Consider the following 26,549-nt stretch of genomic DNA (forward strand, 5'->3'; position numbering starts at 1 on the left):
GCTCAGTCCAGGCGGCGCAGCGCCCCGACGTACGCGGACCGCACCGCGGCCAACCGGCCGGCCCGGAACCGGCCCGGCTCCCGCTGGTAGACCGTGCGACCCAGCGCCGTCCAGACCGCCGTGAACGGCACCCGGGCACCGCCGGGCGGCACGAACTTCACCACCTCGTCGAGGGCGGCGACGGCGGCGGTCAGCCGGGCCCGGCACCGCCGGCGGTCCGCCTCCGGCAGGGTCCGCGCCCCGGCCGGCACCCCCCGGGCGTGGTTCCCGGCCACCCACAGCCACTCCCCGGCGTCGATCAGCCGGGACGGCTCCGGGCCGCCGTACCGGAAGCCCTCCTGCACCCCGACGGGCGCGGCGGGCAGCCGGAACAGGAACTCGCGGGCCGTGCCGCACCCCTGGCACGCGCCGGTGTAGCGGCGGGCCAGATCCCCGTCGGGGAGGGTGAGCACGGTCGAGGCGCGCGGGAAGCGCCCCTGCCCACAGCCGCACGGTTGCAGGTCCATGTAGAGGTGGGCCTCGTGGGTGGACCGCGCGGCCAGCGGCGTCACGCCGGGCTCCACGGCATGTGGTCGAGGTGGAAGTCCCGCACGACCTCGATCCGGCGACGACGGAACCGCCCCGGTTCCCGCTGGTAGACCGTCCGCCCCCGGGTCGACCAGAACGCCGCCTCCGGCACCGCGTCGCCGGCCTCGGGCAGGAACTTACGGACCTCCTCCAGGGCGGCCACGGCGGTCCACCGCAGGTCCGCCGCCTCGGCGTCGTCGCCCTGCCGCTCGGCCGCCTCCGCCGCCTCCCCGCACCAGTCGGCGACGAGCAGCCACTCACCGGGGTCGAGCAGGGCGGAGGGCTGCGGGCCGCCGAACCTGCTGCGGGGATGCGGACCGGCGTCGGCGGGTGCCGTCCGCCCCTCGGGCAGGGCGAAGAGGAACTCGCGCCGCTCGTGGCATTCGGCACACCGACCGGAGTACCGGTACGCCGGTCGGGACTCCTGTGTCGTCGCCGTCGCGGTCCAGGCGGCCTCCATCGACCCGCACCGGGGGCACGGGTGCAACTCCAGGTAGAGGTCGACCTCGTCCCGGGTCCGGACGGCGGGCAGCAGGGTCACTCGGTGTCCCGGTAGTGGCCGGTGTCGGGGTCGAGGCCCATGATCTCCCGGGCCTGACGCATGTACTCGCGCTGCGCCTGCGCCGACGGCGGCCGACGCTGCGCCGAGTCGGCGCCCTCGGGGGTGAAGTCGGCGTCGTCCACCTGGTGCGTGGCCTGCCACCGGGCGTGCAGGTCGGCCAGGTCGCGCAGCCGGCGCTGCCGCTCCGGGTCGTCGGTCATCGCCATCGGGTCACCTCCGGATGCCGTCCGCCGCCGGGCGGACTGCCCGCCCGGACCGACGGAGCGGGGCTGGTCTCTGCTGGCCGGCCGGTTCCGGCGGTCCGACCGGTCACGGCAGCGGACGCTCCACCCGCTCGGCGACGGTCTCCCGGACCCAGGTCGCCGCCCGGCCCGGTCCACCCGTGACCGTCCACCGGTACACGTCCACCGCGGAGCGGATCTCCAACAGGTAGTAGTTGTGCGAGAAGAACCGCAAGGTCCAGCCCCCGTCCGGGTCGGGCACGAACGTCGGGGGCGTCACCGCAGGCGCGTCCGGCACCGCGAGCACGTGGGTGAAATGGTCGGGGTCACGGATCAACCAGCCGGCGCGGGTGCCCTCGGTCACCGAGAAGGGGCGTACCACCGGGCCGTCGATCGTCCACGCCGAGTACAGCTCACCCAGCAGTTCCGCGTACGCCGACGGGTCCAGCCCGGCACCCACCCGACGGCCCAACTCGGCCATCACCTCGGGCCGGTTGAGGTGCAACGTCCCGCCGGACGTGGTGCGCAGCAGGCCGTGGGTGACGAACATCGGTTGCCGTGCCGCCACCACCCGGACCGCCTCGACCAGCCAGTCCCCGTCGACCACGGCCCACTGCGCCGGCCGGGCCCGGTACCGGAACCTGTCGGTCTTGACGGTCACCGACTCCGGGCCGACCCACACCTGTCCGGTGGCTTCGTCGGAGGCCAGCACGCACCGCTGGAGCGCCCCGGTCGTCCACTCCGTGTCCACCAGCAACCTCCCCGTCCGGCCGTCGGCGCACGTCATTCTGCCACCCGGCCCGCCCGGCGTCGGGTCGCGGACCAATCATCCCGGCGGGAACGCGGGGGGCGCGGAGAATACCCGAGCCGGGCGTCGCGCCGGAGTGGAGGACGGCGAGCAGTTCGGCGTACGCCACCGGATCGAGGTCCACCCCCACCCGCCGGCCCAGCGCCGCCGTCGTGGCCGGCGAGTTCAACACCGGACCCGCGCCGGCACGGGGGAGCAGCAGGCCGGAGGTGGTGGTCACGGCACCGTTCGCGCCGACCACCCGCAGCGTCACGCCCCTCGTCGTACGGGTTCCCGGCCGTCGACGCACCTACCGGTCGGGTGCTCCACCGGACGGGGTCATCGGTCGGTGCGGCGACGCAGGTCGTCGGCCAGCTCGCGGGCCAGCGCGCTGAGCGAGCCGTCGGAGCGGACCGGGCCACAGCTGAATCCGGGCCGTACCCGGGCCGCCAGTTCCCGCAGCATCGACGCGACGACCAGGCCACGGGCGCTCGACATCGACACCAGCCCGGGGGCGGCCCGACCGAGCCGTTCCTCGGTCCCGCGTCCCGCGTCGACGGTCGCCCGCCACTGGGCGGCCTTCTCGTCGAGCCCGACCCGGCGTGCCGTCGTACGACCGCTGCCGTCCCGCTGGTAGTCGGGCCAGATCAGCAGCTCCCGGGTGGGGTCGGCCGGTGGGACCGGCACGCTCAGGCCGTCGTCGCTCATCCCCACGTCCCCTCAGTAACCGGTGCCCGACTCAAGATGCCGGGCGAGTTGCGTCGCCAGCTCCGCCAGCGAATCGTCGGCCCGCACCGGCGGCGTGGACCGGCCGGGCTCGACCCGGGCCGCGAACTCCTCCAGCAGGGCCGCCACGACGTGCGCCCGCGCGGTCGAGAAGGCGATCACGTCGTCGCCCGCCCCGGGCCCGTCCACCGTCGACTCGGCCGCCCGGCCGGATTCCAGGGTCCGCCGCCACAGGTCGGCCGCCTCGGCCAGCCCGACGGGCCGTCGGACGCTGCGCCCGTCGCCGGCCTGCCCGTAGTCGTACTGGCAGAGCAGGTGCGCGGCGGCATCCCGGTCCGGATCAGCATCGGTCATCAGGCTGCGTCCCTCCTCGTCGGTGCCCGCACGGTCGGCTCCGTCCCCACGCTAGCCGCCCGGCCCCGGACGGTCGATGTCGGGCGACGGCCGGCCGGGTGTCGGCGTGCCGGTGCCGTCGTCGTGTTCCCGCCCGCCCCCGCCAGCCTCCGGACGGGACGTGGCGTCGGGGCGGGAGGCGTCGTCCGGCTGCCGCGCCAGCACGGCCAGCAACTCCCGGGCCGCGTTGCCCGGCGGGTACCCGGCGTCGAGGTGGCGGCGCAGGTCGAGCGCCCGGTCGCGGTGCACCGCCAGCTCGGCCAGGATCCGCTTCACGTGCTCGGCCCACACCGGGACCCGCTCGTCGGCGACCCGGTCCAGCAGCGCCCGCTGGTCCGCCGGGTCCACCGTGCCGTCGGGACGGGTGATCTCCGCCAGTCCGCGACGCCACGCGGCGACGGTGACCCCGTCCCGTACCGTCGCCGCCTCGCCCAGGGCGGCCGGCACGTACCTGGGGTCGCCGAAGAACAGCCCCGCGCCGGTGCCCTCGCCGACCAGCACGGGCACCCCCGCCCGGGCGGCCTCGCTGGCCACCAGGCCGAAGCCCTCGTGGATCGACGGCATCAGCACCAGGTCGGCGGTGAACAGGTCGGTCATCAGCTCCGGGCTGCCCGGCTTGACGAACGGCAGCACCCGGATCTCGGTCCCGGCGAGGTGGGCGAGCCGTTCGGTCTGCGCCGCGACGTCCGCGGGGGGCGCACCGCGCACGGTGAGCCGGACGTCGACCCCCTCGGCGCGCAGGTGGCGTACCAGTTTCGCGGCGAAGTCGATGCCCTTGATCGGGTCGGTCGCGCGGCCCTGGACGACCAGGTCGAAGCCCACCTTGTCGGCCGGCCGGGCGACCGGCTCGCCCGGCAGGCGGGGCATGTCCGAGATGATCTCGTGGGTCCGGGGGGCGCCGGCCGTCCCCCCGCCGGCCAGCCGGGCCGCCTCCTGACCGAGCAGCGGACCCACCCCGGTCACCAGGTCGGCGCCGGCCATCAGGCGGCGTTCCGTCCCGGCGTGTCCGAGGCCCTCACCCGGGTTGCCCCGCAGACCGTCCAGCACCTCCGGTGCGGTGTGCAGCACGTGCACGTAGCGGGCCCCGGGGTAGAGCTGCTCCACCAGCAGCCGGGCCGCGCCGCCGCTGAACCGCGAGTGGCCGACCACGACGTCCACCTCGGGCGGCAGGTTCTCGAAGAGCATCAGCAGCGCCCGCGTGTCGGGCAGACCCTTGGCGTCCAGCACCCCCCACACCGGCCGTACGCCGGTCACCTCCAGGTTGTCGGCGACGCGTTCCCGGACCAGGTCCGGCCGGTCCGGGTCGACTGCGGACACCCGCGCGTGCACCTGCGCCCCGGCCGCCGCGAACGCCTCGGTCAGCTCCCGGTTGGCCGTCGGCACCCCGCCGAGCTTCGAGTGCCACTCGGTGCAGGTGGTCATCACCCGCAGCCGCCCGGCGGTCTCCCCGGCCGGGGCCGGGTTCCGGCGGACCACCTCGTACGGGGAGAGTTCGCCGTTCCAGTCGCCGTCGGCGACCCGGCCGCCCCGCACCCCGGCCGCCGCCAGGCCGTCGTGCACGGCCTGCGCGGTCACCTCGGGCCCGAACCGACCGGTCAGGTGCCGCCGCAGCTCCAGCGCGCGCTCGCGGCCGGCGACGGCCGCGTCGGTCAGGCCCTGGACGCGGTCCGCCCAGGCGGTGGGGGCGGACATGGGTTCGCCGACCACCGAGTCCCGGCCCAGGCCGGCCGGGACCCGGTCGACGTCGGCGAGCAGCCGGCCGGCACCGGTCGCACCGTCGACCAGGACGGGGACGCCGTGCTCGGCGGCGAGGACGAAGCCGGGGTCGTAGCCGTCGCCCCGGGACGACGCCAGCACGACGTCCGCCCCGTGGAACGTCGCGGTGACCGCGCCCGCCTCCGTCGGCAGCGGACGGACCTCCACGAACGTGCCGGCGAGCGTGCTCAGCTCCCGGCTGCGCACCTGCCGTACGCCCGGATCGGACTCCACGCTGGTCACCACCAGCCGGGTGCCGGCCAGGCCCCGGGACCGCAACTCGGCGACCACCTGCGCGGCCTGCCGGTGGGCGGCCGAGTCGCCGTCGTACACCAGGATCCTCGGGCCGGCGCCGGGGCCGCCGCCGACGGGCGGCACCGGGCGGGGCACGAACCCCGGCGTCACCTCGCGGATCTCCGGCATCCGCCCGCCCAGCCCGGTCAGCCCCTGCCGCAGCCCGTCCGCCACGTCCGGGCCGACGGCCACCACCAGGTCCGCCCGGGACAGCACCCGCAGGTGTTCCGGGTCGGTCGGCACCCGGTCGAGGAGTTGCACGACCGCGGCGTCCGGGTAGGCGTCCCGCCGCACGTCCGCGATGCCCGCCGTCTGCCCGTGGCCGACCAGCACGTCCACGTCGCCGGGCAGCCCGTCGGGGCGCAGCAGCGGGCTCAGCGGCCCGGTGACGCCCGCGACGGGATCGGCCCCGAACAGCCGCACCCCGGGGGCCGGCGTCGACGGCTGCGCCCCCGGCACCCGGATCCTCAGCTCGTCGCCGTGCCCACCGAGGGCCTCGGCCACCCGGTGCACCGTCCCGCCGGGGGTGACCCCGTCGGCGAAGCCGAGCATCCGCAGCGTCGGGGTCCGGGCCGGCGGGTCGGCACCGACGAGCGCCTCCCGGCCGGCGTCGCTCAGCCGCCCGTCGAGCAACCGCAGCCGGGCCGCCAGGCCCGGATCGTCCGGGTGCAGCCCGAGATGGTCGCGCAGGGCCCGCAGTTCGGTGCGGGCGTACGCCGTCTGGGCCGGGTCGCGCAGCAGGTCGGCCAGCACCTCCGCCTCGGCCAGCCGGCCCAGGTCGTGCGGGCTCAGGCCGGCGCCGTCGGCCGGTGCCCCGGGGGTCAGCGCGTCCGGCGTGAACGGGTCCAGCCCGCCGGCCGCCCGCTCGCTGATCGCGGTCAGCTCGGCGGCCTCGTGGGCGACGGCCCGCGCCACGGTGACGTCGGCCGCCCGGTCGGACAGCTCTATCCGCCAACCGCCCCCGTCCGGCGGGACGGTGCCGTGCGGCAGGTTCCGGCCGTCCGCGTCGATTGGCACCGACCGGGCCACCGCGCCGTCGGGCAGCGCGTCCGCCGGCACGGCGGTCAACTCCAGCCGTACGCCCCGCAGCGGGCTGTCGGCCGGCGACCGGCCCACGGTCTGCCGCAGGGCGTCGTCGCCGAGCTGCCGTACCAGCTCCGGCTCGGGGGTGTCCCGGCCGTACCCGTGGAACTGCGCGTCGGGGACGCGGGCGGCGGTGACCGGCGGATGGCCGCCGCTGAGCAGGCCGTGGATCGCCGACGGGTCGGGCACCCGGGGCAGCCCGACGGTGTACGCCGAGCGGGGGTGCAGCGGCCCGGTGTCGCTGACCGGCTTGACGCCCTTCCAGTCCGCGCCGAGCAACGCCCGCTTGCCGATCCACGAGGCGTCCCGCCCCTGGTGGTGTTCCCCCCAGCCGGCCTGGCTGATCTCGAACGGGGTCGGGTACCGGCTGCTGCCGAAGGGGTGCCGGGCCGCCCGGTCCAGGATCTCCCGCCCCGCCTCCCGCTGCCGGTACGCCTCGGCGAGCACCCGCTGCGGATCGGTGGTGCCGTAGCGGGCCCGCAGCCGGTCGGGGTCGACGGGGCCGTCGGTGGCGCGGCCGGCCAGCGCGATGTCGGCGTCGACCTCGCGCAGTTCGGCCCGGAGCCGGTCGAGCACGGCGTTCGCCCGGTGCCCGGTGTCCGGCGCCCAGTCGTAGCCGTCGCGCGCCCACGCGTACCCGCCGACGGTCGAGGCGGCGTGCACCTCGATCCGGGCGACGCCGGAGTACCGGTACCACCCGGTGAGGTGGCCGTTGAGTTCCCGGGCGAAGCCCCGGCCCTGGACCTGGTCGGCGAGCTTCAGCGAGACGTGTTCGACGAAGAGACTGCCGTCGTGGTCGCGGTGGAAGGACCGCACCACCCGGCCGACGTTCGCGCCGTCCCCGTCGTGCACCGTGGCCCGGACCACCACCTCGTTGCGGTGCACGCCGACGCTGAACGGATCGGTCAGGTCCACCCGGAGCCGTAGCCCGGCGAACTCGCGTCCGTCCAACTGGTCGGCGAACTCCCGGCGCACCGCCTCCTCCCACGCTGCGGCCTCCTCCCGGGTTTCGGGGATCAGCTCGTCGAGGGAGGGCCTGCGGTCCTCCTGCCGCCACGGCCGGTCGGACCAGATCTCGTCGTGCCGGGCGTACTCCCGTCCGTCGGTCGGCGTCACCCCGTCCGGCTCCGGCACCCGCTCCAACTCGTGCACCGGGTAACCGTGTCCGGCGAGATCGGCGTCGAGCCGGTTCAGCTCGTCGCGGAGGCGTACCTGGTCGATCGGGTCGGTGGCGTCCCGCAGCTCGTCGACGATGCAGCGCCGCTCGGTCAGCCTCAGCAGGGTCCGTCCGTCGGGGACGGGCGGAGCCACGGCTCCCGGCCCGTTGACGGACGCCTGCTCCGGGCGGGTCACGCCGGGGGCGGGCCAGCCGGGTGTCGTCGGTTCCGGCGTACGTCCGGTCGGTGCGGACCGGTCCGGCACACCCCGGGCTGCCCCGTCGACGTCCCGGGCGGGCGACCGCCCCGGCGCGGTGTGCTGGTCGGCGACGGCCGGTCGGGTATCGGCGGCCGGTCGGGACGTCGCCGGCCGGTCCGCAGCGACAGGGGCGGGCTCGGGCCCGGCGAGAAACCCGGTGATCCGGCGGAGTGCGCGGCCGAGCACACCGGAGCGGTGCCCGGACTCCGGCCGGTCCGCGGGGCCCCCGTCCGGCGGGCCGCTCGCCGGGTGTGGCACCCACTCGGCGAGCGGCGGCGTCACGTCCGCGGGACGCGGCGGAGCGGGAGCCTGCGTACCGGATGCCTGGTCGCGGAGGGCGGGCAGGGGACGGGCCGCCTGTTCCCGACTGATCTCGCCGAGGTCGATGCCGTGCCGCGCGGCGACGTCACGGCTGAGCGGGCCGTGCAGGGTGCCGACCCGACGCTCGCCGGCGATCGGGTGGTTCGCCTCGTCGATGGCGAGTCGGGCCCGCTCCACCGCCTGCTCGGGAGGAAGACCGACCAGTCCGTCGAGCGACGGCTCCCGCGACAGGATGGCCCGCTCGGCGGGATCGGTGACGTACCGCTCCAGGACGTAGTCCCGGATCTGTTGCGGGGTCCGGTCGGCCAGCTCCTGGTAGGCGTCGCTACGCGGCACCCGAGGATCCCCGGCGTGGTCGAGGGCGCGGAACCCGGCCAGCCCCCGCAGGAACTGCTGCTGGACGACGAACGCCTGGAACTCGCCTTCGAACCGGAACGGGACCAGCACCTGCGCTTCGACGTCGTCGCCGTACCGTCCCTCGGCGATCCCCCGGGCCAGGAGGTCACCCAGCACGTCGGGGCCGGGCTGGAGACGGTGCATGCTCTCGTGCACGACGGTCGCGGCGACGGCGCTGATCGGCCGGTGCGCGGTGCCGTCCCGAGGGTCGACATAGAGGATCTCGGTCCGGGTGTCGAAGCCACCCCGCGCCGGTCCCCGGACCCAGTCGTCCAGTTCGGGCAGGCGCAGCTCCGGTGGGAGCAGCGCCCCGACGCTCTCCATGTCCTTCGGGATGACGCGTTCGAAGGTGTCGGCCGCGTGCCGCTCGAACGCCGGCCCGAGCACGTCGCCGATCTTCGCCACCGCGATCGCCTGGTCGATGACGTGGAACCGGTGGGTCACCGGGTCCACGCCGACCACCCGGTGGGCCATCTCGACGGAGTTGAGCGGGTCCACCCCGTCCAGGTCCCGCCAGCCCGGGTCGGCGTGTTCCCCGCCCCGGGAGAAGTCCCGCCAGTCGCGGTAGCGGTCGGCGTACCCGTCGACCGCCCGGCTCAGTGCGCGTACCTCCCGCACGACGTCGCCGAGCGGGCCGCCGTCGCGGGCCCGGTCGGCGGCCGCCTGCAACCGGTCGGCCTGCCCGGCCACCGCGTCGAGGTCGGCGATCCGGCCGGCGACGGCCGCCTCCGGGTACCGGGCGAGCAGGTTCTCCTTCGCCCTGCCCACCAGCTCGTGCACCTGCCCGGGCAGTTCCGCGCCGGTCCGGGTGCGGTGGGCGGGGAAGTTGCCGCTCGGCGCGAGTTCCTGGCTGACCGGCAGTTCGTCGCCCGCCCGTGGCGACCCGTCCGTCGGCGCCTCGGCGGTCCCGGGTGTGCCGGCATCCGGCCCGGCGGCAGGGGGCCCGGCGGTCCTGGGCGCGGCGACGTCCGGAGGCTCGGGCCCCGGCCCGGCGGTGTCGTGGGGCACGGGCCTCGGGGCGGCGTTTTCCGGGACGACGGGCCTCGGCCCGGCGGGGTCCGGGAGGGTGGGCCTCGGGGCGGGGGCGGGTGGTGCGGCGTTCGGGTCGGCCGGGGTCCGCTGCGCGACCAGCGCCGTCGTCTCCGCGCGCAGCCGGGCCACCACGGCGTCGATCTCGGCCTGGCTACGCGGCAGGTGGGAGCCGTCCTCCTGGCGTACCGCGAGGTGTTCCCGGGCCCAGTCCCGCAGCTGTCCGGGGGTCGCCGGGTCGGCGAGCAGGCCGCGCACGGTGCCCGGGGTCAGCGGCCGGGGCGGTGCCGGCGCGGGGGCGGTGGCGTCCCGGAAACCGACCGCGTCGGCGTCCAGCACCGGCGGGTCCGGGCGGACCGGTGCCTCCAGCGCCGCGAGCGACGGCTCCGGCGGCGTCCGCGCCGGTCCGGGTCGCGCCGGCCCGTGCGGCGGCGTCGCCCCGTCCCGTCCCCCCTCCGGTACGCCGTCCGCCGGCACCCCGGACCGGCCGGGCTCGACAGCTCGGCCGGGCTCGACCGGGCGGTCGAGTACCTGGTGGATCTCGTGGTGGAGGGTACGCCAGGCGTCGCCGAGCTGCCGGTCGACGAACGCGGCCCGCGTGGCCGGGTCGGCCGGCAGGTGCTCCGGCAGGACGACCCCGGCCGGCTCCCGCTGCACCCACTGCCCGTGCTCGACCGCCATTCCCGGCCGCAGCACCACCGGTTGCCCGGGTGGCAGCGCCGAGTTGACCTGGAGCACGACCCCGACGCGCAGCCCGTCCGGGTACTCGACGGTGAGCAGGCGGGACGACTCGTCCCAGCTCGCCCGGTGCGGCTGGTCCACCGGCCCGGCGTCCCGGCCGGCCAGCAGCTCCCCGACGTGCCCGTCGAACGTCGACCGCACCGCCTCGGGCAGCGGCACCGAGGGCCCGACCGGGTGCGACCCGGCCGGCACCAGCTCGTACGGGACGTGCCCCTCCGCCGGTGCTACGCCGCGTAGCTGCCCCCCGGCGGCCAGCTCGCCGCCTCGGCCTGCATCCGCAGGATCTTGCCGTACGCCTTCCGGTACTGCATGTCCTCCAGCCCGTCCAGCACCTGCCCCTCCCGGGACCCCTTCTGGATGACCAGCCGACGGTCCTTCTCCGGGTAGCCGAAGCTGTACTCGACCTCCCGACTGTCCTCCCGGACCATTTCGAAGTCCACCAGAATCGCCATCACCGGTTCTCCTCGGCCACGAGTTGTCCAGGTCCTCTCCGGTCCGGCCGGGCGCGACCCGCTCCCAATTGAACAGGCTCTGGGCGTACGCGTGGGCATCCGGGTAGGTGGCGTCCGGGTGCAGCAGCAGGTAGCCCGACTCGGCCAGCTCGTGCTCCAGCAGGACCAGGTCGGGTTCGAGCGGGCGGCCCTCCCGCAGCCTGATCCACGCCTCCGCGATGTCCTCGTCCGCGTCGAAGCGTCGGCGGACCCAGCCGTCCGGGTAGTCCCGCAGCACGTGCTCGTCGACCATGAGGTGCTGTTTCACCCGGGCGATCTCGGCGTGGGTGAAACCTGTCGTGCCGCCGGGGCGGGCGACGGTGGCGAGGTTCGCCGCGATGTCCGCGACGTCCCCCGGGTCGGCCCGGAACCGGTCGTAGGCCCGGTCCGCCCACTCCATCGCACGGAGTTCGTCGCGGGGACGGATCGAGGCCCCGGTCTGCGCGTCCCGGTCCCCGGGCCCCCGGTTCTCCGCCCCGCGATCCTCGGGGGGCCGGTCCTGCGGGGGCCGGTCGGTGGCCGGGCGGTCCTCGGGCCGGGGGTGGTCCGGGCGGGGGTCGGCCCGGGTCACCCCGGTCGGGTCGGTGGCCGGCCCGGTCCGGTCGGGACCGGTGGCCGCCGGGTCGTCCCAGGTGGTCACCGGTGGTTCGGGGCGGTCGGCCGGCAACGGGGGTGGCGCGTCGTCAGGGTCCCGGTGTGCCGCCTCGGCGTCCCGCCCGCCCGGCTCCACGTCCCGGTGCCCCGGCCCGGGATCGCGCCGGACAGGTTCGCCCTCGCGCCCGACCGGCTCGATCTCGTGACGTCCCGGCCCGGCCTCCCGGCGGACGGGATCGACGTCGCGGCGTCCCGGGTCCGCGTCGGCGCGGACCGGGTCGGCGTCGCGGCCGGGCGGTGGGCCGTCGGGGCGGGTGGGAGCACCGTCGACGGGACCGCGCACCGGTGCGGTGTCGGCCGGCGTCGGCCGGGTCGCCGGTTCACCGGCCGTCCGCTCGCCGGTCGGCGGGGTCGACTCCCCCACCATCCGGTCGCCACCCGGGCGGGACCACTCCCCCGGCGTCCGCTCGCCCCCGGAGCGCACCGGGTCGGCAGGCGGGCGGGCCGGGTCGGCGAGGCGGGTCCCCGCCTCCGGGGTGCGTACCGGTGCGGGGTGGGCGGGCTGGCGCGGGCCGCCACCGTCCCCACCTCCGTTGCCGCCCACCAGGTCGGTGCGTTGCGGCAGGTCGGCCGGGGGCAGCTCGGGCCGTGGCGGGTGGGGGCCACCCGGGCCGCCTGGGGCGGGTCCGTCGCCGTCGACCACCGTCGGGTCGGGTGACCGGACGCCGTCGCGGGCGAGCACGGTGCCGTCGGCGGCGATCGCCCCGCCGTCGAGCCGTTGGCCGTCGCCGTCGACGTGGGCCCAGACCGCGCCCCGCTCGCTGTAGGTGACCCGCAGGCCGGCGGCCCGGTCGACGGCGGCCATCCCCTCGGGGAGCACCATCACGTCACGCCCGATCCGCAGGTTCATCCCGCCGACCCGGACGGTGTCCAGTTTGTTCTGCGCGCCGAAGATGACGCCGGCCTTGGCCCCCTCCGCGCCGCCGTGCAGCATGTTCTGGAGGTCGAACCTGCCCTGGACGGCGTCGGTCGCGCCGGTCACCAGGGCGCCGGTGACCCCGCCGCCGATGACGTGGCCGGGGATGCCACCGAACATCGACGCCCCGAACAGCCCACCCTGGACGGTGGAGACGCCGAGCTGGCCGAGGTCGAGGCTGGACCGTTCGCCCCCGGCGATCTGGTACATCTGGCCCAGCAGGTTGCCGCCGCCCATGAACGCCGCCCCGAACGCCACCCGCTGGCCCAGGTACTTCGTCAGCTCCCGGCCGAAGGTGGTGGTGGCGATCTCGCGGGTCGCGTACTGGCTGAGGGTGGCCCGGCTGAGCTGCTCGAACGCCTCGGTGCCGGCCAGTCGTACGCCGCCACGGGCGGCGAGGTCGGTGCCGACCCGGGCACCGAACCTGCGTAGCAGCTGTTCCTCGATCTCCCGGGCCAGCTGGTTGCGGGCGGCGAGCAGGCTCCGCCCGGCCAGCCGTCGGGACTCCAGCCCGGCCTCCCGGCCGAGTTGGCGCAGCAGTTCCCGGTTGGTGACGCCGCGCAGCCACTGACCGGCCATCCGGTCGGCGACCGACCGGGCGATGACGTTGCGCGGCAGGGTGTTGCGGGCGAGGTTGCCGGCGCCCTGCCGGATCACCGTCGGCAGGGTCTGCCGGACGAAGGTGGGGACCTGGGTCCGCGCGAAACGCGGCAGCTGGGTGGTGACCAGCCGGGGAACCTGGGTACGGACCAGGTTCGGCAGCTGGGTCCGGACCAGGGTCGGCAGCGTACGGGTCAGCAGCGCGGTCACCTCGGCGAGGGCGGCGCGTACGGAGATGCTGCCGATGGCCCGTACCGCGTTGGTGGCGGCGGCCCCGATCGCGGCCCGGCAGGCGGCGAACGCCCCCGGGATGCCGGCGGTGGACAGGCCGAGTGACGGGATGGCGGCGGCGACCAGCATGAACAGCGAGACGGCGAGCATGATCAGGCCGAGCAGGGCCATGAACTTCATCAGCTCGATCTGGAGGCCGAAGCTCTGTACCGCCTCCTCCATGGAGGCGAGGGTGTCGACCGTGCCGGCGAGCGATTCGAGGTAGGACAGCCATTCCCGGGTGAACACCTCGGCGGCCCCGTCGCCGCTCCAGTTGGTCAGGATGCCGTCGGCGGCGTGCACCGCCTCCTCGTAGAAGGCGGCGAGTTCCTGCGTCGCGGCACCCCAGGCGTCGGAGAGTTCGTAGACGGCGTCGATGTCCGACTCGGGGATCTTGCCGATGAGGATCTCGCCGACGGTGGAGCGGACGCCCGGGATGGCGGCTTCGAGGTCGGAGAACCACTCCAGGATCTCGGCGAGGGCGTGGTCACTCTCGCTCACGCGGGGTCCTCCCCGGCATCGTCGGGTTTCCCGGCCGGTCGTCTCGGGTCAGTGCCGGCCACCGGCCCGGTCGATGTCGGTGGCGTTGTCGTCGTCGGTGCCGGTGTAGCTCCACATGGCGTCGGCCACGTACGCGCCGAGCTTGTCCATCGCCTCGCCGAGCTTGGGCACGGTGGCCTTGACGGCCTCGTTCATCTGCTGCCCGCCGCCGCCGGGAACCTCGACCGACTTGTGGTACGTCTTGAGGAACTCCTCGGTGAACTCGTCGCGCGGCAGCGTCCCGGGCGCGGCCTCCAGCCCGGTGATGGCACCGAGCTTGCCGTCCATCGCGGTGGACATCGACTGCCCGTTGATCCGGAGCCGGTTGGCGATGCCGAGGATGTCGGCGACGCTCGTCCTGATCTCGACGAAGCTACTCATCGTCGTCCCCCTTCAGGCGCACGTCGGCGTCGTGACTGTGCAGCAGCTTCTCCAGCTGCGCGCCGCCGGGGGCCATCCGGCGCAGGTCGGGGGCGAGGCTGCCGTCGAGGATCTCGCGGGACTGCTCGGCGGCGTCCTCGACGGCGAGGCGGACGGTAGCCACGATGGTGGCGGCGAGGGCCTTGGAGTTGGGGTTGCGGAACACCCGGGGGTCGATGTCCAGCTCCAGCAGGTGCCCCCGGGGGCCGACGACCGCCTTGACGGTGCGGTCGTCCGACCAGGCCGTGCCGGTCACCCGGAGCATCCGGCGCTGTACGTCGTCCATTCCGGACCAGGCCTTCTTGAGGTCACCGATCATGGCGGTCAACGCGCCGAAGTTCGGTCGTTCCTCCATCGTCCCTCCCCCGAGGTCCCTTCCGACGGGCAGCCTAACCGGGGCGGCCCGGCCCGGCTGCCCCACCGGTCCGACGCCCTCCGGGCCGGAGGGCGTCGGACCGGACGGTCACATGCCGGCGGCGATCTGCTGGTCGACCTGCTGCATCCGCTCGGCGGACGCGCCGAGCTTCACGCCGACCCGGGTCAGCGCCTCCTTGATCTCGGTGGCACCCTGGTTCCACTTCTGCCGGGCCTCGTCGCACGCCTGCCCCGCCGGGCCCTGCCAGTCGGCCGCGAAAAGCTGGGTGAACTGGGTGTAGAGGTCCTGGAGGCTGCCGTCCATCTGGCCCTGGTAGGTGCCGATGGCGGTGGCCACATCGGAGATCTGGCCGAAGTTGTAGGTGATGGGACTGCTCACTGGAAGGTCACCTTTCGCTGGTCACAGCGGCACGGATCGCCCGGGGAGGGCCGACGTGGCCGCGGCGGATACCGGCGGCGTCAGCCGCGCAGGATGCTCATCACGCTGGCGTCGCCGGTCTCGGCGGCGGCGTTGCGGATCTCGGTCGCGGCGTCCTCGTCGTTCATGCCGTACTGCGTGGCGGCGCTGGTCATCTTGCCGGACAGTTCGTCGAGCGCCGAGATGATCTTCTTCAGGCCGTCGTTGAGCTGCACGGAGACGTCCTGAAGCGCGTTGTTGGCCGAGCCGCGCATGCCGCTGCCGCCCAGCGCCTGCACCCGTTCGACGAGCCGCGCCATGCCCAGTGCGAGGCCCTCACCGGTCTCGTTGCACCGTTTCGCCATCGCGTTCAGCTGTTCCTGGGTGGCGTGAACCTGACCCAGTCCCGGAGTGTCGGTCAAGGTGGACTCACCCGCTCCTCTGCTTGCGCCCCCCGGTCAGGGAAGCGTCCCCTTGATGGTGGTGGCCGTCGTGGCCGACCCTGACGGTAGCGCCCCGTAACGAATCGGGCCACCTCACTTCGTCCGAAGTGGCTGGTCGGGGAGGAGACGGCGGTGGTACCGGGTCCCGGCGGTGGTCGGCAGCGGTTACGCTCGGGGCGATTTCCGGTGAGACTCGGGCGGGGGCCCGCCGCACCAGGGGAGGTTCGGTGGCGGAGGACGACGGCAGCAACCCGTACCAGCACGAGACCGACCAGAACACCCGGACCGACTGGCTGGCCGATCAGAAACCCGTCGACGTCGATCCGGACGGGCTGGTCGACTACGGCAAGAACATGGTCGTCATCCAGGAGAACCTGCAGAGCCACGGCGGCCGGTTGAGCCAGCTCGGCCAGTTGCCGCACCGCGCCTGGGAGGGTGCCGCGCTGCCCGAGGGCGTCTACATCCGCACCCAGCTCACCCTCAACTACGCCGAGTTCCAGCAGTACCTGACCTACCTGGGCGCGGCGCTGACCAACATCGGCATGGCCGCGCAGACGGTGGCGGACGCCTACGCCAACACCGACGGCTGGTCGGCGGCCTCGCTGGACGCGGTCCGGTTCGCCTTCGGCGACGCCGACGCGCCGCGTCCCGCCGGGCTGCCGCCGTTCGTCTCCGGCAAGACCTGGTGGGACCAGTACCTCGAAACGGTGTCGAGCGGGCAGGCCGGCACCGCGCCGACCCCCGAGCAGTTCGTCGACCAGGGCCGGCCCCGGGTCGCCCCGGACGGCAGCATCACCTTCACCGCGCTCGGCCCCGGCGGCGTGGTGCGCACCATCGTGCAGCGGTCGCTGCCCGGTGGCGTGGGCACCGAGACGGTCACCACCACGACCGACGCCACCGGCAAGGTGCTCGACAGCAGCACCAGCCGGACGACCACGGTCGTCACCGGCACCTCGACGGTGGTCACCACCACCAACACCGACGCGGAGGGCCGACGCACCGGCGGCAGCCGGGAGACCACGTCGTACGGCGTCGACGGCGGTCGTACGGTGACCAGCGAGCAGCTCGACGCCGGGGACAGGCCGACCGCCACCCGGGTCGACGCGCAGCACGCCGACGGGACGCACACGATCACCACGACCGACGGCAGGGGCACCGTCACCCAGGAGCTGCACATCGGTCAGGACACCGAGGGCGTGGACCCGGCCGAGTTGACCGACTCCCCCGCCAAGCGGGCGCTGGACGAGATCAAGCGGCACGACTACGGCATCTGAGCCCGGGAGGACACCATGGCCGACTACTGGGGTGCCCAGGCGACGTACGCGCACGGCGGCCCGCGCGGCGAGGGCACCCGGTACGTCATGCCGCCGGAGAACCCGGACCTGAAGTTCACCCCGGCACCGGGCGGCGAGGGCGGGGCCACCATCGAGACGGTCCGCCAGCAGGTGCTGGGGCAGCACCCGGAGGACATCTCGGCGCTGGCCGACCAGTGGCAGAACGCCTACAACCTGTTGCAGAGCATCCACCAGCAGCTGCTGTCCGCCAGTCAGACCCTGCACGACGAGCACTGGCAGTCGCCGCAGGCCCGGGACGCGTTCCTCAAGGCGGGGCCGGGCAAGACGCTGGCGTACCTCGACGAGTGGATGGACGCGGCCCAGCACAACGTGACCGCGCTGCGGGCGATGGTCGGCATCGCCCGGGACTCCCGGGCGGAGATGGAACGCCTCTGGACGGAGTACCGGGAAGCCATCGACGACGCGAAGAACTCCGACGGCTGGACGCAGTTCTCCGAGGGCTTCAAGCAGGGCTTCACCCTGGGTCTGTACGACGGCGAGAAGGGCATCCAGGCGGCCGAGGCCGAGGCGGTGCGGGAGAAGCAGGAGGAGTACAACCGCCGGGCGCAGGAGTTGGCCCGGCGCACCGCCGACGACTACTTCGACACGTTGAGCAAGGTCAGTGGCGGGCACGGTCCGCCGTTCTTCCCGATGGACGCGGTGCTCAACCCGGTCGGTCATCCGCCGTGGCGCGGGCCGGTCGGTGCCCCGCCGCCGGTGGGGCCGCCCGGCGCCCGCCCGCCGGGGGTCGGGGCGACCCCGCCGCCGACGTCGGTGCGGCCGGTGCCCCGGCCCACGCCTGGTGATCCGGACCAGTTGGCCCGGCAGGTGCTGGACACGCTCAGGCCGCCTCCGGAGGCCGGCGCGCCGACCCCGGCGCCGGACACCGGCAACCGGACGGGTCCCGCCGCGGCACCGCCGCCGGTGGTGCCGCCGCCGCTGGTCGCGCCGCCACCCGGCCTGTCCGCCGGGGCACCCGGGCTGAACGGCGTGAACGCCAACGCCACCGGCGCGGGCCGGGCCGGGCTGGCCCGGCCGCCGGGCCTCGACGGGCTCGCCGGTGAGCGTGCCGGGCTGCGCAGCGGGGTGCTGCGCGGCGGTGCCGGAGCGTCGGCGGTCAGCGAGCCGCCCCAGGCGTCGTTGCGGTCCCCCGGCGCGAGCGCCACCCCGCCACCGACCGGCGGCCGGGCCGCGCCGCCGAACGGGCTGCGTGGTCCCGGTGCCGGGTCGACGGCGGCCCCGCCGGCCGGTGCCCGGGGCACCCCGGCGGCCGGTTCCCCGCATTCCCCGGCCTCCCGCCGGCCGGGCGGCGGGGAGCAGGCGGACCCGGAGCGGCGGGGCACCGTCCGCGCGGGTGCCGGCGACGAGGACCTGTTCGGCCGGCCGGCCGGGGAGACCACCGCGCCGGTGTTGCAGAGCCGGCGTCCGGACGCACGGCGTGCGTCCGGCGGTGCCGCCGTCGGTGGCCGGGCCGGCGACGCCTCGACGCCACCCCGGCCGGGCACCGCCCCGCCCGTGCTGGGCAGCCCGGCCCGGGATGCCGGGGTGACCGGGACGCCCCGGTCGAAGCGCCGTGACCGGGCCGGTGCGGCGCGGCCGGCGACGCCGGGCGGCGAGTGGTGGGGCGACGGCCGGTCGGAGGCGACCGCGCCGGTGCTGGACGCGCCGGCCGCGCCGCTGTCCGGGGGTCGGGTGTCCCGGCTGGAGGAGGTGCCGGGTGCGTTGCGTGGCCGGCCGTCGGCCGAGCCGGCACCCCGGCGGGCGCGCGGCGGGCAGCCGGTGCCGCCGGAGCTGGCCCCCCGGCGGACCACCGCCGCGAAGCGGGACGACCGGGAGGGGCACGGCGACGGTCCGGGGATCGTCACCGACGAGCAGGCGTTCAGTGTGGAGACGCCGGGTGGTGGTGTGCTCGGCAAGCAGGCCGAGGACCGTTCCTACCGGGCCGAGCCGAAGACCGCGGTGGGCGGCAACTGATCGCGTTCCGGCCGGCCCGCCACGGGCCGGCCGGGAGCGGCGGGTCAGGACCAGCGTTCGCCGGTCAACCGTTCGTAGACGTCGACGTAACGGGCCCGGGTCGCCTCGACCACGTCGGCCGGGACCTCCGGCGCGGGGGACCGCTTGTCCCAGCCGCTGCTGGTCGCCCAGTCCCGCACGTACTGCTTGTCGTAGGAGAACTGGGTCCGGCCCGGCTGGTACGACTCGGCCGGCCAGTAGCGGGACGAGTCGGAGGTGAGCACCTCGTCGCCGAGGACCAGGGTGCCGTCCGCCGCCCAGCCCAGTTCGATCTTGGTGTCGGCGACCAGGATGCCCCGGTCGGCGGCGAGTTCCGCGCCCCGCCGGTAGACGTCCAGGGTGATCTGGCGCAGCCGCTCGGCGGTTTCCGCGCCCACCTTGTCCACCACGTCGGCGAAGGTGATCGGCTCGTCGTGCTCCCCGGCCGGCGCCTTGGTCGACGGGGTGAAGATCGGCTCCGGCAGGATCGACGCCTCGACCAGGCCACGCGGCAGCGGCACGCCGGAGACCGCGCCGGTGCGCTCGTATTCCTTGAGGCCGCCGCCGGTCAGGTAGCCCCGGGCGACGCACTCGACGGGCACCATGTCCAGCCGGCGGCAGCGGATCGCCCGGCCGGCGAACTCGGCGGGCACGTCGGTGGTCGAGACGACGTGGTGCGGCACCAGGTCGGCGAGCTGCTCGAACCACCAGAGCGACAGGGCGGTGAGCAGCCGCCCCTTGTCGGGGATCGGGGTGGGCAGCACCACGTCGTAGACGGAGATCCGGTCGGAGGCGACCAGGATCAGGTCGTCGCCGTCCGCGTAGACGTCCCGGACCTTGCCGGAGTGCAGAAGTTCCACGTGCCCTAGTACACCACGGGGACGACGCCGGCCGGGTCGCCCACCCGGGCCGCCGGCGGGCGGCGGGCCGTGCGGGCGTTGACACCCGGCCGCGCCACCTGCGTGAATGGTCCGGCTACCGGCCCGCCCGTCCCCAGGAGCACCCCGTGTCCGCTGTGCGTCCCCTGCTGCTCCGGCCCGGCGTCGACCCGGCCCGGCGGCGGCTGCTCGGCGCGCTGCTCGGTGTGCCGGTGCTGGCGGCGGGCGGGCTGAGCGGGTGCGGCGTCGAGGCGGAGTCGCCGACGCCGGACGGCCCGGTGGAGCTGTCGGTCTTCTGGTACGGCGGCACCCGCCGGGCCGAGGCCACCGAACGGGCCCTGCGGCTGTACTCGGCCCGCAACCCGCAGGTCACCTTCCGGGTGACCTGGCAGGGGCAGGGCGGCTACTACGAGCGGCTCGCCACCCAGGCGGGTGGCGGCAACGTGCCCGACCTGTTCCAGATCGACGACTCGATGCTCGGCGACTACGCCCAGCGCGGCATCCTGCTCGACCTCGGCGGTTACGTCGAGGACGGCCGGATCAACGTGAACACCCTGCCGCCCGGCCTGGTCGACTACGGAAAGATCGACGACCGGGTGTACGGCGTCGCGGCGGCGCAGACCCATGCCGCCGTGGTGTTCAACCGTGACCTGCTCCGCCGGCTCGGGGTCCCCGAGCCGACCACCTCGATGACCTGGGCCGACTATCTGAGCTGGGCCGCCGGGGTGACCCGGGCCAGCCGGGGCCGGGTCGCCGGCTCGATGGACCCGTCGGGTGACCACCGGGCGTTGTGGCTCTGGCTGCGTGGGCTGGGCAGCAAGTTCTACCAGGGACGTCAGTTGGGTTTCGGCTCCGCCGCGCTGCTGGACTGGTTCGAGTTCTGGGAACGGGCCCGCAGCCAACGGGCCACCCCGGCCGCCGCCCTGGTGGACCGCGCCGACGGCGGCGAGCCGGCCCGGCAACTGGTGGTCAGCGGGCACACCGCCGCCTCGTTCGCCTGGTCGCACCAGTTTCCCGAGCTTCAGCGCTACAGCAGGGACGAGCTGGCCCTGGTCGGCTTCCCCGGCCCCCGGGCCGCCCAGTGGGACCGGGCGTCGATGTACTGGGCCGGGTTCCGGGGCACCCGGCACCCGGGGGTGGTGGCCGACGTGGTCGACTTCCTCACCGGCAGCGTGGAGGTGGGTCGGCTCCTCGGCACCGAGCGGGGCCTGCCGGCCAGCCTGACCGTACGCCAGGCGGTCGTGCAGACCCTCGACGATCCGCCGGCCGAACGCGTCGCCGCCCTCGGTGAGGCGCTGCACCAGCAGGTCGGCCCGGCACCCGCGCCACCCCCGAGGGGGCACAACGAGGTGCGGGCCCTGCTCACCGAGGCGGCCCGGAGCATCCGCGCGGGACGCTCCGGGGCGCGGGCGGCGACGACACAGTTCATGGCCCGGGCGCAGGCGGCCCTGGCCCGGTGACGGGTCGACGGGAGGGGCGGTGACGCCGGTCGCGGGTCAGCGGGGCGGGCGGTTGCGCCGGTTGCGGGTCAGCAGCACCACCAGCAGGACGATGCCGCCGACGACCACCAGGCAGCAGAGCAGCCCGAGGACGCCGAAGCCGCCGGCCCTGGACCGTCGCCGGGCCGCCTCCACCACCAGCTCGCCGGTGCCGGTGGACGCCCACGCGGCCACCGGCACGAAGACCGAGAGCACGACCGCGCCGAGGACCGCGCTCAGCCGGCCCCACCATGTGATCCCTGTTGACGTCCTGATCTCAGTAGACATGCCCTCATCCTGACCGAGGGCGGCAAGTCCGGCACCCCGAAGCCCGCACCGGTTCGGGACGCGGGACACCGGAAACGGCGACAGGCCCCGGAGACGAACTCCGGGGCCTGTCGAAAACAGTAGCGGGGACAGGATTTGAACCTGCGACCTCTGGGTTATGAGCCCAGCGAGCTACCGAGCTGCTCCACCCCGCGTCGGCCCGTTAAGCCTAACCCATCCGTCCGGCGGAGATCGGCCGGGCCCCCCGATCCGCCGTCCGCCCAGCTCAGGACGCCCGCCGGGGGCCACCGCCGCCGGTGGCGTCCGCCCACCGGCTGCGGCACGCCGATCTCCCACGCCACGACGGCAGGCCCACCCGTGCCGGGGCGGAAACGCGACAGGCCCCGGAGACGAACTCCGGGGCCTGTCGAAAACAGTAGCGGGGACAGGATTTGAACCTGCGACCTCTGGGTTATGAGCCCAGCGAGCTACCGAGCTGCTCCACCCCGCGTCGGCTGGTTAACCGTAGCCTACCGACCCCCGGGCCCGCAAAACGCCACCCGGCGGTCAGTCCAACCAGTCCCGCAGCGCGTCCACCGCCCGCCGGCTGTCGGCGTCCACCTGCGACCGGTCACTTGACGTGCCCTCCCAGCCCTGCTCCCAGAGCACGGTCACCACGTCCCCGAGCCGGATCGCCCGGACCAGCCGGATCTCGTCCGCGCCGGCCGGGTCACCCGCCCCTTCGGAGTACGACCGGCGCAGCTCGAACAGCACCGACTCGTCGCCGTAGCCGCCCCCGCCGAGCAGCCGGTACCGGGACGTCACCCCCGGGGTGTCGGACGACTGCTGTACCGGGCAGTCCCGCACCGCCGCCCGCAGCTCACCGAGGGCCTCCTCGGCGCGACCGGCCCGGTACAGGGTGACGGTGTGCCGGTAGCTGCCGTCCGGGACGTACCCCTTGGGGGTGTCGGCGTACCGGAAGGCCAGGGCCCGGCCCCGGCGCTGGACGACACCCGAGTCGCCGGGGTGCGCGCCGCAGAGCTGCGGCAGCGTCGGGCCGGCGTCGAACGTCGCCCGCATGCCGGTCTCGTTGGCCGCGGCGAGGGTGAAGAACGCCGCGTCGGGGATCGCGGTCGGCGGTCGGCCGGACGGCGACGTGGCGGTCGGACCGACCGTGCCGGCCGGCGACCGGCCGGCGGAACCGGTGAGCGCGGACGCGGCCGGGACGGAGGTCACCGGTTCCGCCGGCGACACCGCCGGGGCGGGCACCGAGACGCCGGTGCCGGGCGGGGAGGAGGGCGGCCCGGCCGGCGTGCCGGGCGCGGCGGTGAACACGAACCGGGTGCCGGCCGCCGTTCCGCCCACCAGGGCGGCCACGGCCAGCACCCCCGCCGCCGCCCGCAGCCGGGCCCGCCGGTCGGCGTACCGGCGGACCAGGGCGGGCGGGACCAGGCCACCCGGGTCGGTGTCCTGCGCCAACGACCGGTAGAAACGGTGCAGCTCACGCGACATCGTTGACCTCCAGCTCCTTCGCCGAGACGCCGGGGAGCAGCTCGGCCAGCCGGGACCGCCCCCGCGACAGCCACGACTTCACGGTGCCGCTGGGCACCCGGGCCTCCCGGGCGATCTCCTCCACCGGCATGTCGAACAGGTAGTGCAGGGCCAGCGCCTGACGCTGGTTCGCGGGTAGCTGCCGCAGCGCGGCCACCAGCAGCACGGTGTCCTCACCGGGTGGTCGCACGTCCTCCGGTGGCCCGGTACGGCTCAGCGCCGTCCGCCAGCTCCGTAACCGGCGGAACCGGTCGGCGGCCAGCCGGCTGACCACCAGCCGCAGCCACGCCTCCGGCGCGGGGTGCTGCGCCAGCCGGCCCCACTGCCGCCAGGCGCGGGCGTACGCCTCCTGGACGAGGTCCTGTGCCTCTCCGTGGTCGCCCGCCACGGCGTGACCGTAGCGCAGGGTCCGCGCCGAGGTGCTCCGGTAGAACTCGTCGAAACTCCGCTCGTCCCTCATGCCCGCACCACGTCCCCCCGTCCCGGCCACCTGCACTGGAGACGGTCAGCGGCATCGTCAGGTTGCGGGACAACCGGTCGGAAAAGCGACGGGGCCCACGATCCCGGTCCGGATCGTGGGCCCCGTCGACGCGGGAGCGCGCGGGTCAGCCGCCGCCGGACGGCGTCGGCGTGGCGGGCGGGTTACCGCTGGACGCGCCCGACGGGTTGCCCTGCTGGGCCTGCTGGAAGGCGGTGATCGCCTCGTCCAGCGCCTTCAGCGCGCGGCCGTACCGCTCGAAGTCACCGGACGCCTGCGCGGCCTTGACCTCGGCGATCGCCGCCTGGACCCGCTGCGTGGCGGTGGCCAGGTCGGCGCTGGGCGGTGGGCTGCTCGCCCCGGGCGAGGCCGTCGGCGAGGGGGACGGGGTGCCGCCCGAGGGTGGCGGCGTCTCGCCACCCGGTGGCGGAGTGGTCCCCTGTCCGGCCCGTTTGCCCTGCTCGACGAGCTGCTTGATGCCGTCGGTGACGTTGTTGGCCAGCACCACGTACGAGCCGCCGTCGCCGTACGACAGGAGCACCTTCTGCAACAGCGGGTACGCGTCCTGCTGGTTGCTCTTGACGTAGACCGGCTCCACGTAGAGCATCCCGTTGCCGAACGGCAGGGACAGCAGGTTGCCGTACTGCACCTGGGCCTGGTTGGAGGAGAGCAGGTTCAGTTCGGTCCGGATGGTCGCGTTGTTGGTCATCTGCTGGTGCACCTGCACCGGGCCGGAGATCCGGGTCTGGTCGGGCAGCTCCAGCACCTCCAGCTTCGGCTGCCCGTCGACGTACGACCCGGAGATCAGCGCGGCGAGGTTCTGCCGGCCGTTCGGGGTGACCGCCGAGGTGAGCTGGAACCGTGGGGCGTCCTGGTTGGGGAACTGGGTGAACAGGTAGTACGGCGGCTGCTTCTGCCCGCTGTCCGGCGCGTCCGGCACGTTCGGCACCTGCCAGAAGTCCTGACCGGAGTAGAAGTCGCCGGGGTTGGTGACGTGGAACTTGGTGAGCAGGTTGCGCTGCACCTTGAACATGTCGGCCGGGTAGCGGAAGTGGGCGGCCAGGTCGGCCGGGATGGCGCTCTTGGGCAGCACCAGGTCCCCGCCGAACGCCTTGTTCCACGCCTTGAGCACCGGGTCGGCGTCGTCGAACTCGTAGAGCCGGACGGTGCCGTCGTACGCGTCGACGGTGGCCTTCACCGAGTTGCGCATGTAGTTGACGTTCTCCCGGGCGAGCTGGAACGTGCCCCGGTTGGTCAGCTCGTCGGTGGTCTCCTGCTGGAGGTTGATCCGCTCGGCGTACGGGTAGGTCGCGGCCGTGGTGTAGCCGTCGATGATCCACTGGACCTTGCCGCCCACCACCGCCGGGTACGGGTCGCCGTCGAGGGTGAGAAACGGGGCGACCTTCTCCACCCGGTCCCGGGGGTTGCGCACGTACAGCAGCTTGGAGTTCTCGTTGACCGCCTCGGAGAGCAGGAAGTTCGTCTCCTGCTCCTTGATCGAGTAGAGCAGCCGCCGGGTGAACGAGCCGATCTCGACGCCGCCCTCACCGGTGTAGGTGTAGTACTGCTCGCCGCCGGTGGTCGGGGTGGGCCGGTCGAACTCGACGTCCTTGTCCGGGCTGCTCTGGCCGACGATGGCGTAGTCGTCGGGCTGCATCCGCTCGCCGTAGTAGATCCGCGGCTGGCTGGCCGGGATCTGCTCGGCCTGCGAGGAGCACGCCTCCTGCGCCTTCTCGCCGAGGAAGCCGGAGACGAAGTACGGCTGTCCGCCGCAGACCACCTGGTTGGCCGGGGCCGCGACCAGGCCGTAGCCGTGGGTGTAGACGGTGTGCCGGTTGATCCAGTTGTTCTGCTGGTCGGTCAGCTCGCCGTAGTTGATCTCCCGCACCCCGACCACGTAGTCGGAGGTCTTGTTCTCCACCGAGTACCTGTCGATGTCCAGCTTGGGGCCGAAGTCGTAGAACCCGCGGACCTGCTGGAGCTGGGTGTACGTCTCGGAGACGAGCTGCGGGTCGAGCAGCCGGACGTTCGGCACCACCGAGGTGTCGGTGGCCAGGCTGGCCGGGGGCACCAGGTTGCTGGCCGCGTACCCCTCGGTCTGCACGTCGGCTATGTCGAACGCGTCGCGGGTGGCGTTGATGCTCCGCTGGATGTACGGGGCCTCCTTGTCCCGGGCGCTCGGCTTGACCTCGAAGGTCTGCACCGCCCACGGGTAGATGCCGCCGATCGCGACGGCGGAGACGCCGAGCAGGGCCAGCGAGATGCCCGGCCAGACCAGGTTCCGCATCACCGCGTTGGAGAAGACGATGATGGCGATCGCCACCACCACCGAGATGTAGGCCAGGATCTCCTTGGCCGGCAGCAGCGCGTTGACGTCGGCGTAGCCGGCGCCGTACAGCTTGGCGCCCTCGTTGTACTCCAGCAGCATGGCCCGCCGGTCCAGCACGTACGCCACGGCCTTGAGCAGGACGAAGAACGCCACCAGCGTGCTCAGGTGGGCCCGCGCGGCGTTGGTCATCCGGTCGCCGACGCCCTGTAGGCGCACCCCGCCGAAGATGTAGTGCACGGCCAGCGCGCCGATCAGGGCCAGCACCACGGCGGTGAAGCCGACCCCGAGCAGGTAGCGCCAGAACGGCAACTGGAAGACGTAGAAGCCGACGTCGATGCCGAACTCCGGGTCCTTGACGCCGAAGTTGCCACCGTTGCGGAACAGCAGCCACTGCGACCAGCGGCCCTGCGCGGAGAGCCCGGCGAACAGGCCGAGCACCACGGCCGTCAGGCTGATCCAGGTGCCGATGCGGGGGGTGAGCAGCATCCGGTACCGCTCCAGGGTGGCCTGCTCCAGCGAGTGCGGGCGCAGCTTCGGCCGCAACCGGTACGCCAGCCACAGGTTCCCGCCGACGAACGCGGCCAGGCCGAGCCCGACGGCGAGGAAGAGCAGCAACCGGGTGATCAGCATGCCGGTGAAGACCTGGGTGTAGCGGACCTCGTCGAACCACAGCCAGTCGGTCCACGCCTGCACCCCCCAGCCCAGCAGGGTGAACAGGAGGAACACCCCGACCAGGACCCCGATGGTGACGCGTCCGCGCCGACTCATCCTCGGCAGGGGGCTGCTACGCATGGCCACTGTTTGGCTCCGCACGCTCGATGTGATCGGCTCCGGACAGGCACCCA

At 74.6% G+C, this 26,549-nt stretch carries 19 protein-coding genes and 2 tRNA genes; 3 read left to right on the forward strand and 18 right to left on the reverse strand.

Annotation, left to right across the window (positions count from 1 at the left end; translation table 11 throughout):
- Nucleotides 1–2: 2 nt before the first annotated feature.
- From FJK98_RS27600 to FJK98_RS27650, 11 genes are all read right to left on the reverse strand, one after another.
- The gene (locus FJK98_RS27600) at nucleotides 3–551 is read right to left on the reverse strand and encodes a hypothetical protein (protein ID WP_240762392.1); all 549 of its coding nucleotides are present in this window, start codon (nucleotides 549–551) and stop codon (nucleotides 3–5) included.
- Nucleotides 548–1,108 (reverse strand): hypothetical protein, encoded by a 561-nt coding sequence (locus FJK98_RS27605; RefSeq protein WP_205789248.1) that lies wholly within the window; start codon nucleotides 1,106–1,108, stop codon nucleotides 548–550. The genes FJK98_RS27600 and FJK98_RS27605 overlap by 4 nt, the downstream gene beginning before the upstream one ends.
- Nucleotides 1,105–1,335, reverse strand: a complete 231-nt coding sequence (locus tag FJK98_RS27610) for a hypothetical protein (RefSeq protein WP_145921565.1) — start codon at nucleotides 1,333–1,335, stop codon at nucleotides 1,105–1,107. Before FJK98_RS27610 ends, FJK98_RS27605 begins: the two co-directional genes overlap by 4 nt.
- Before the next feature lie 103 nt (nucleotides 1,336–1,438).
- A complete protein-coding gene (locus FJK98_RS27615; RefSeq protein WP_145921566.1) occupies nucleotides 1,439–2,101 on the reverse strand; it encodes a hypothetical protein in 663 nt (220 codons plus the stop codon).
- A 375-nt stretch (nucleotides 2,102–2,476) separates the two neighbouring features.
- Nucleotides 2,477–2,845 carry a hypothetical protein gene (locus FJK98_RS27620; RefSeq protein WP_145921567.1) on the reverse strand — a complete coding sequence of 123 codons (369 nt, stop codon included), beginning with the start codon at nucleotides 2,843–2,845 and terminating at the stop codon, nucleotides 2,477–2,479.
- Between the two features lie 12 nt (nucleotides 2,846–2,857).
- Nucleotides 2,858–3,217 (reverse strand): hypothetical protein, encoded by a 360-nt coding sequence (locus tag FJK98_RS27625; RefSeq protein ID WP_145921568.1) that lies wholly within the window; start codon nucleotides 3,215–3,217, stop codon nucleotides 2,858–2,860.
- 51 nt (nucleotides 3,218–3,268) lie between these two features.
- On the reverse strand, nucleotides 3,269–13,723 hold the full coding sequence (locus FJK98_RS27630) for a glycosyltransferase family 4 protein (RefSeq protein ID WP_145921569.1): 10,455 nt from the start codon (nucleotides 13,721–13,723) through the stop codon (nucleotides 3,269–3,271).
- A gap of 48 nt (nucleotides 13,724–13,771) precedes the next feature.
- A complete protein-coding gene (locus FJK98_RS27635) occupies nucleotides 13,772–14,143 on the reverse strand; it encodes a hypothetical protein (RefSeq protein WP_145921570.1) in 372 nt (123 codons plus the stop codon).
- On the reverse strand, nucleotides 14,136–14,537 hold the full coding sequence (locus FJK98_RS27640) for a YbaB/EbfC family nucleoid-associated protein (protein ID WP_088644221.1): 402 nt from the start codon (nucleotides 14,535–14,537) through the stop codon (nucleotides 14,136–14,138). Before FJK98_RS27640 ends, FJK98_RS27635 begins: the two co-directional genes overlap by 8 nt.
- Nucleotides 14,538–14,645: 108 nt before the next feature.
- Nucleotides 14,646–14,936, reverse strand: coding sequence for a WXG100 family type VII secretion target (locus FJK98_RS27645; RefSeq protein ID WP_145921571.1), 291 nt, complete (start codon nucleotides 14,934–14,936; stop codon nucleotides 14,646–14,648).
- Nucleotides 14,937–15,016: 80 nt separating this feature from the next.
- On the reverse strand, nucleotides 15,017–15,376 hold the full coding sequence (locus FJK98_RS27650; protein WP_228544714.1) for a WXG100 family type VII secretion target: 360 nt from the start codon (nucleotides 15,374–15,376) through the stop codon (nucleotides 15,017–15,019).
- 248 nt (nucleotides 15,377–15,624) lie between these two features.
- Between FJK98_RS27650 and FJK98_RS27655 the strand changes: the two genes are divergently transcribed.
- Both FJK98_RS27655 and FJK98_RS27660 read left to right on the forward strand, forming a co-directional pair.
- Nucleotides 15,625–16,671: a WXG100 family type VII secretion target gene (locus tag FJK98_RS27655; RefSeq protein ID WP_145921572.1), complete on the forward strand. Its 1,047-nt coding sequence runs from the start codon at nucleotides 15,625–15,627 to the stop codon at nucleotides 16,669–16,671.
- Nucleotides 16,672–16,686: 15 nt separating this feature from the next.
- A complete protein-coding gene (locus FJK98_RS27660) occupies nucleotides 16,687–18,705 on the forward strand; it encodes a WXG100 family type VII secretion target (RefSeq protein WP_145921573.1) in 2,019 nt (672 codons plus the stop codon).
- A 44-nt stretch (nucleotides 18,706–18,749) separates the two neighbouring features.
- On the opposite strand, the gene FJK98_RS27665 is transcribed toward FJK98_RS27660, so the two are convergent.
- The gene (locus tag FJK98_RS27665; protein WP_145921574.1) at nucleotides 18,750–19,583 is read right to left on the reverse strand and encodes a phosphoribosylaminoimidazolesuccinocarboxamide synthase; all 834 of its coding nucleotides are present in this window, start codon (nucleotides 19,581–19,583) and stop codon (nucleotides 18,750–18,752) included.
- 146 nt (nucleotides 19,584–19,729) lie between these two features.
- Between FJK98_RS27665 and FJK98_RS27670 the strand changes: the two genes are divergently transcribed.
- On the forward strand, nucleotides 19,730–21,061 hold the full coding sequence (locus FJK98_RS27670; RefSeq protein ID WP_145921575.1) for an ABC transporter substrate-binding protein: 1,332 nt from the start codon (nucleotides 19,730–19,732) through the stop codon (nucleotides 21,059–21,061).
- 36 nt (nucleotides 21,062–21,097) lie between these two features.
- Here FJK98_RS27670 and FJK98_RS27675 read toward each other — a convergent pair whose 3' ends face one another.
- The 6 genes from FJK98_RS27675 to FJK98_RS27700 all read right to left on the reverse strand — a co-directional run bounded on the left by FJK98_RS27675 (nucleotide 21,098) and on the right by FJK98_RS27700 (nucleotide 26,496).
- Nucleotides 21,098–21,367: a hypothetical protein gene (locus FJK98_RS27675; RefSeq protein WP_145921576.1), complete on the reverse strand. Its 270-nt coding sequence runs from the start codon at nucleotides 21,365–21,367 to the stop codon at nucleotides 21,098–21,100.
- Nucleotides 21,368–21,487: 120 nt separating this feature from the next.
- A tRNA-Met gene (locus tag FJK98_RS27680) sits at nucleotides 21,488–21,561 on the reverse strand.
- A 222-nt stretch (nucleotides 21,562–21,783) separates the two neighbouring features.
- Nucleotides 21,784–21,857: transfer RNA gene (locus FJK98_RS27685), tRNA-Met, on the reverse strand.
- A 56-nt stretch (nucleotides 21,858–21,913) separates the two neighbouring features.
- Entirely contained in the window at nucleotides 21,914–22,858 is a 945-nt protein-coding gene (locus FJK98_RS27690) for a hypothetical protein (protein WP_145921577.1), read from the reverse strand.
- On the reverse strand, nucleotides 22,848–23,357 hold the full coding sequence (locus FJK98_RS27695) for a SigE family RNA polymerase sigma factor (protein WP_145921578.1): 510 nt from the start codon (nucleotides 23,355–23,357) through the stop codon (nucleotides 22,848–22,850). Before FJK98_RS27695 ends, FJK98_RS27690 begins: the two co-directional genes overlap by 11 nt.
- Before the next feature lie 145 nt (nucleotides 23,358–23,502).
- Nucleotides 23,503–26,496, reverse strand: coding sequence for a UPF0182 family protein (locus FJK98_RS27700; RefSeq protein ID WP_194822666.1), 2,994 nt, complete (start codon nucleotides 26,494–26,496; stop codon nucleotides 23,503–23,505).
- Nucleotides 26,497–26,549: the final 53 nt, after the last annotated feature.

It is taken from the genome of Micromonospora sp. HM134 (genome assembly GCF_007833915.1).
Lineage (GTDB): Bacteria > Actinomycetota > Actinomycetes > Mycobacteriales > Micromonosporaceae > Micromonospora > Micromonospora wenchangensis.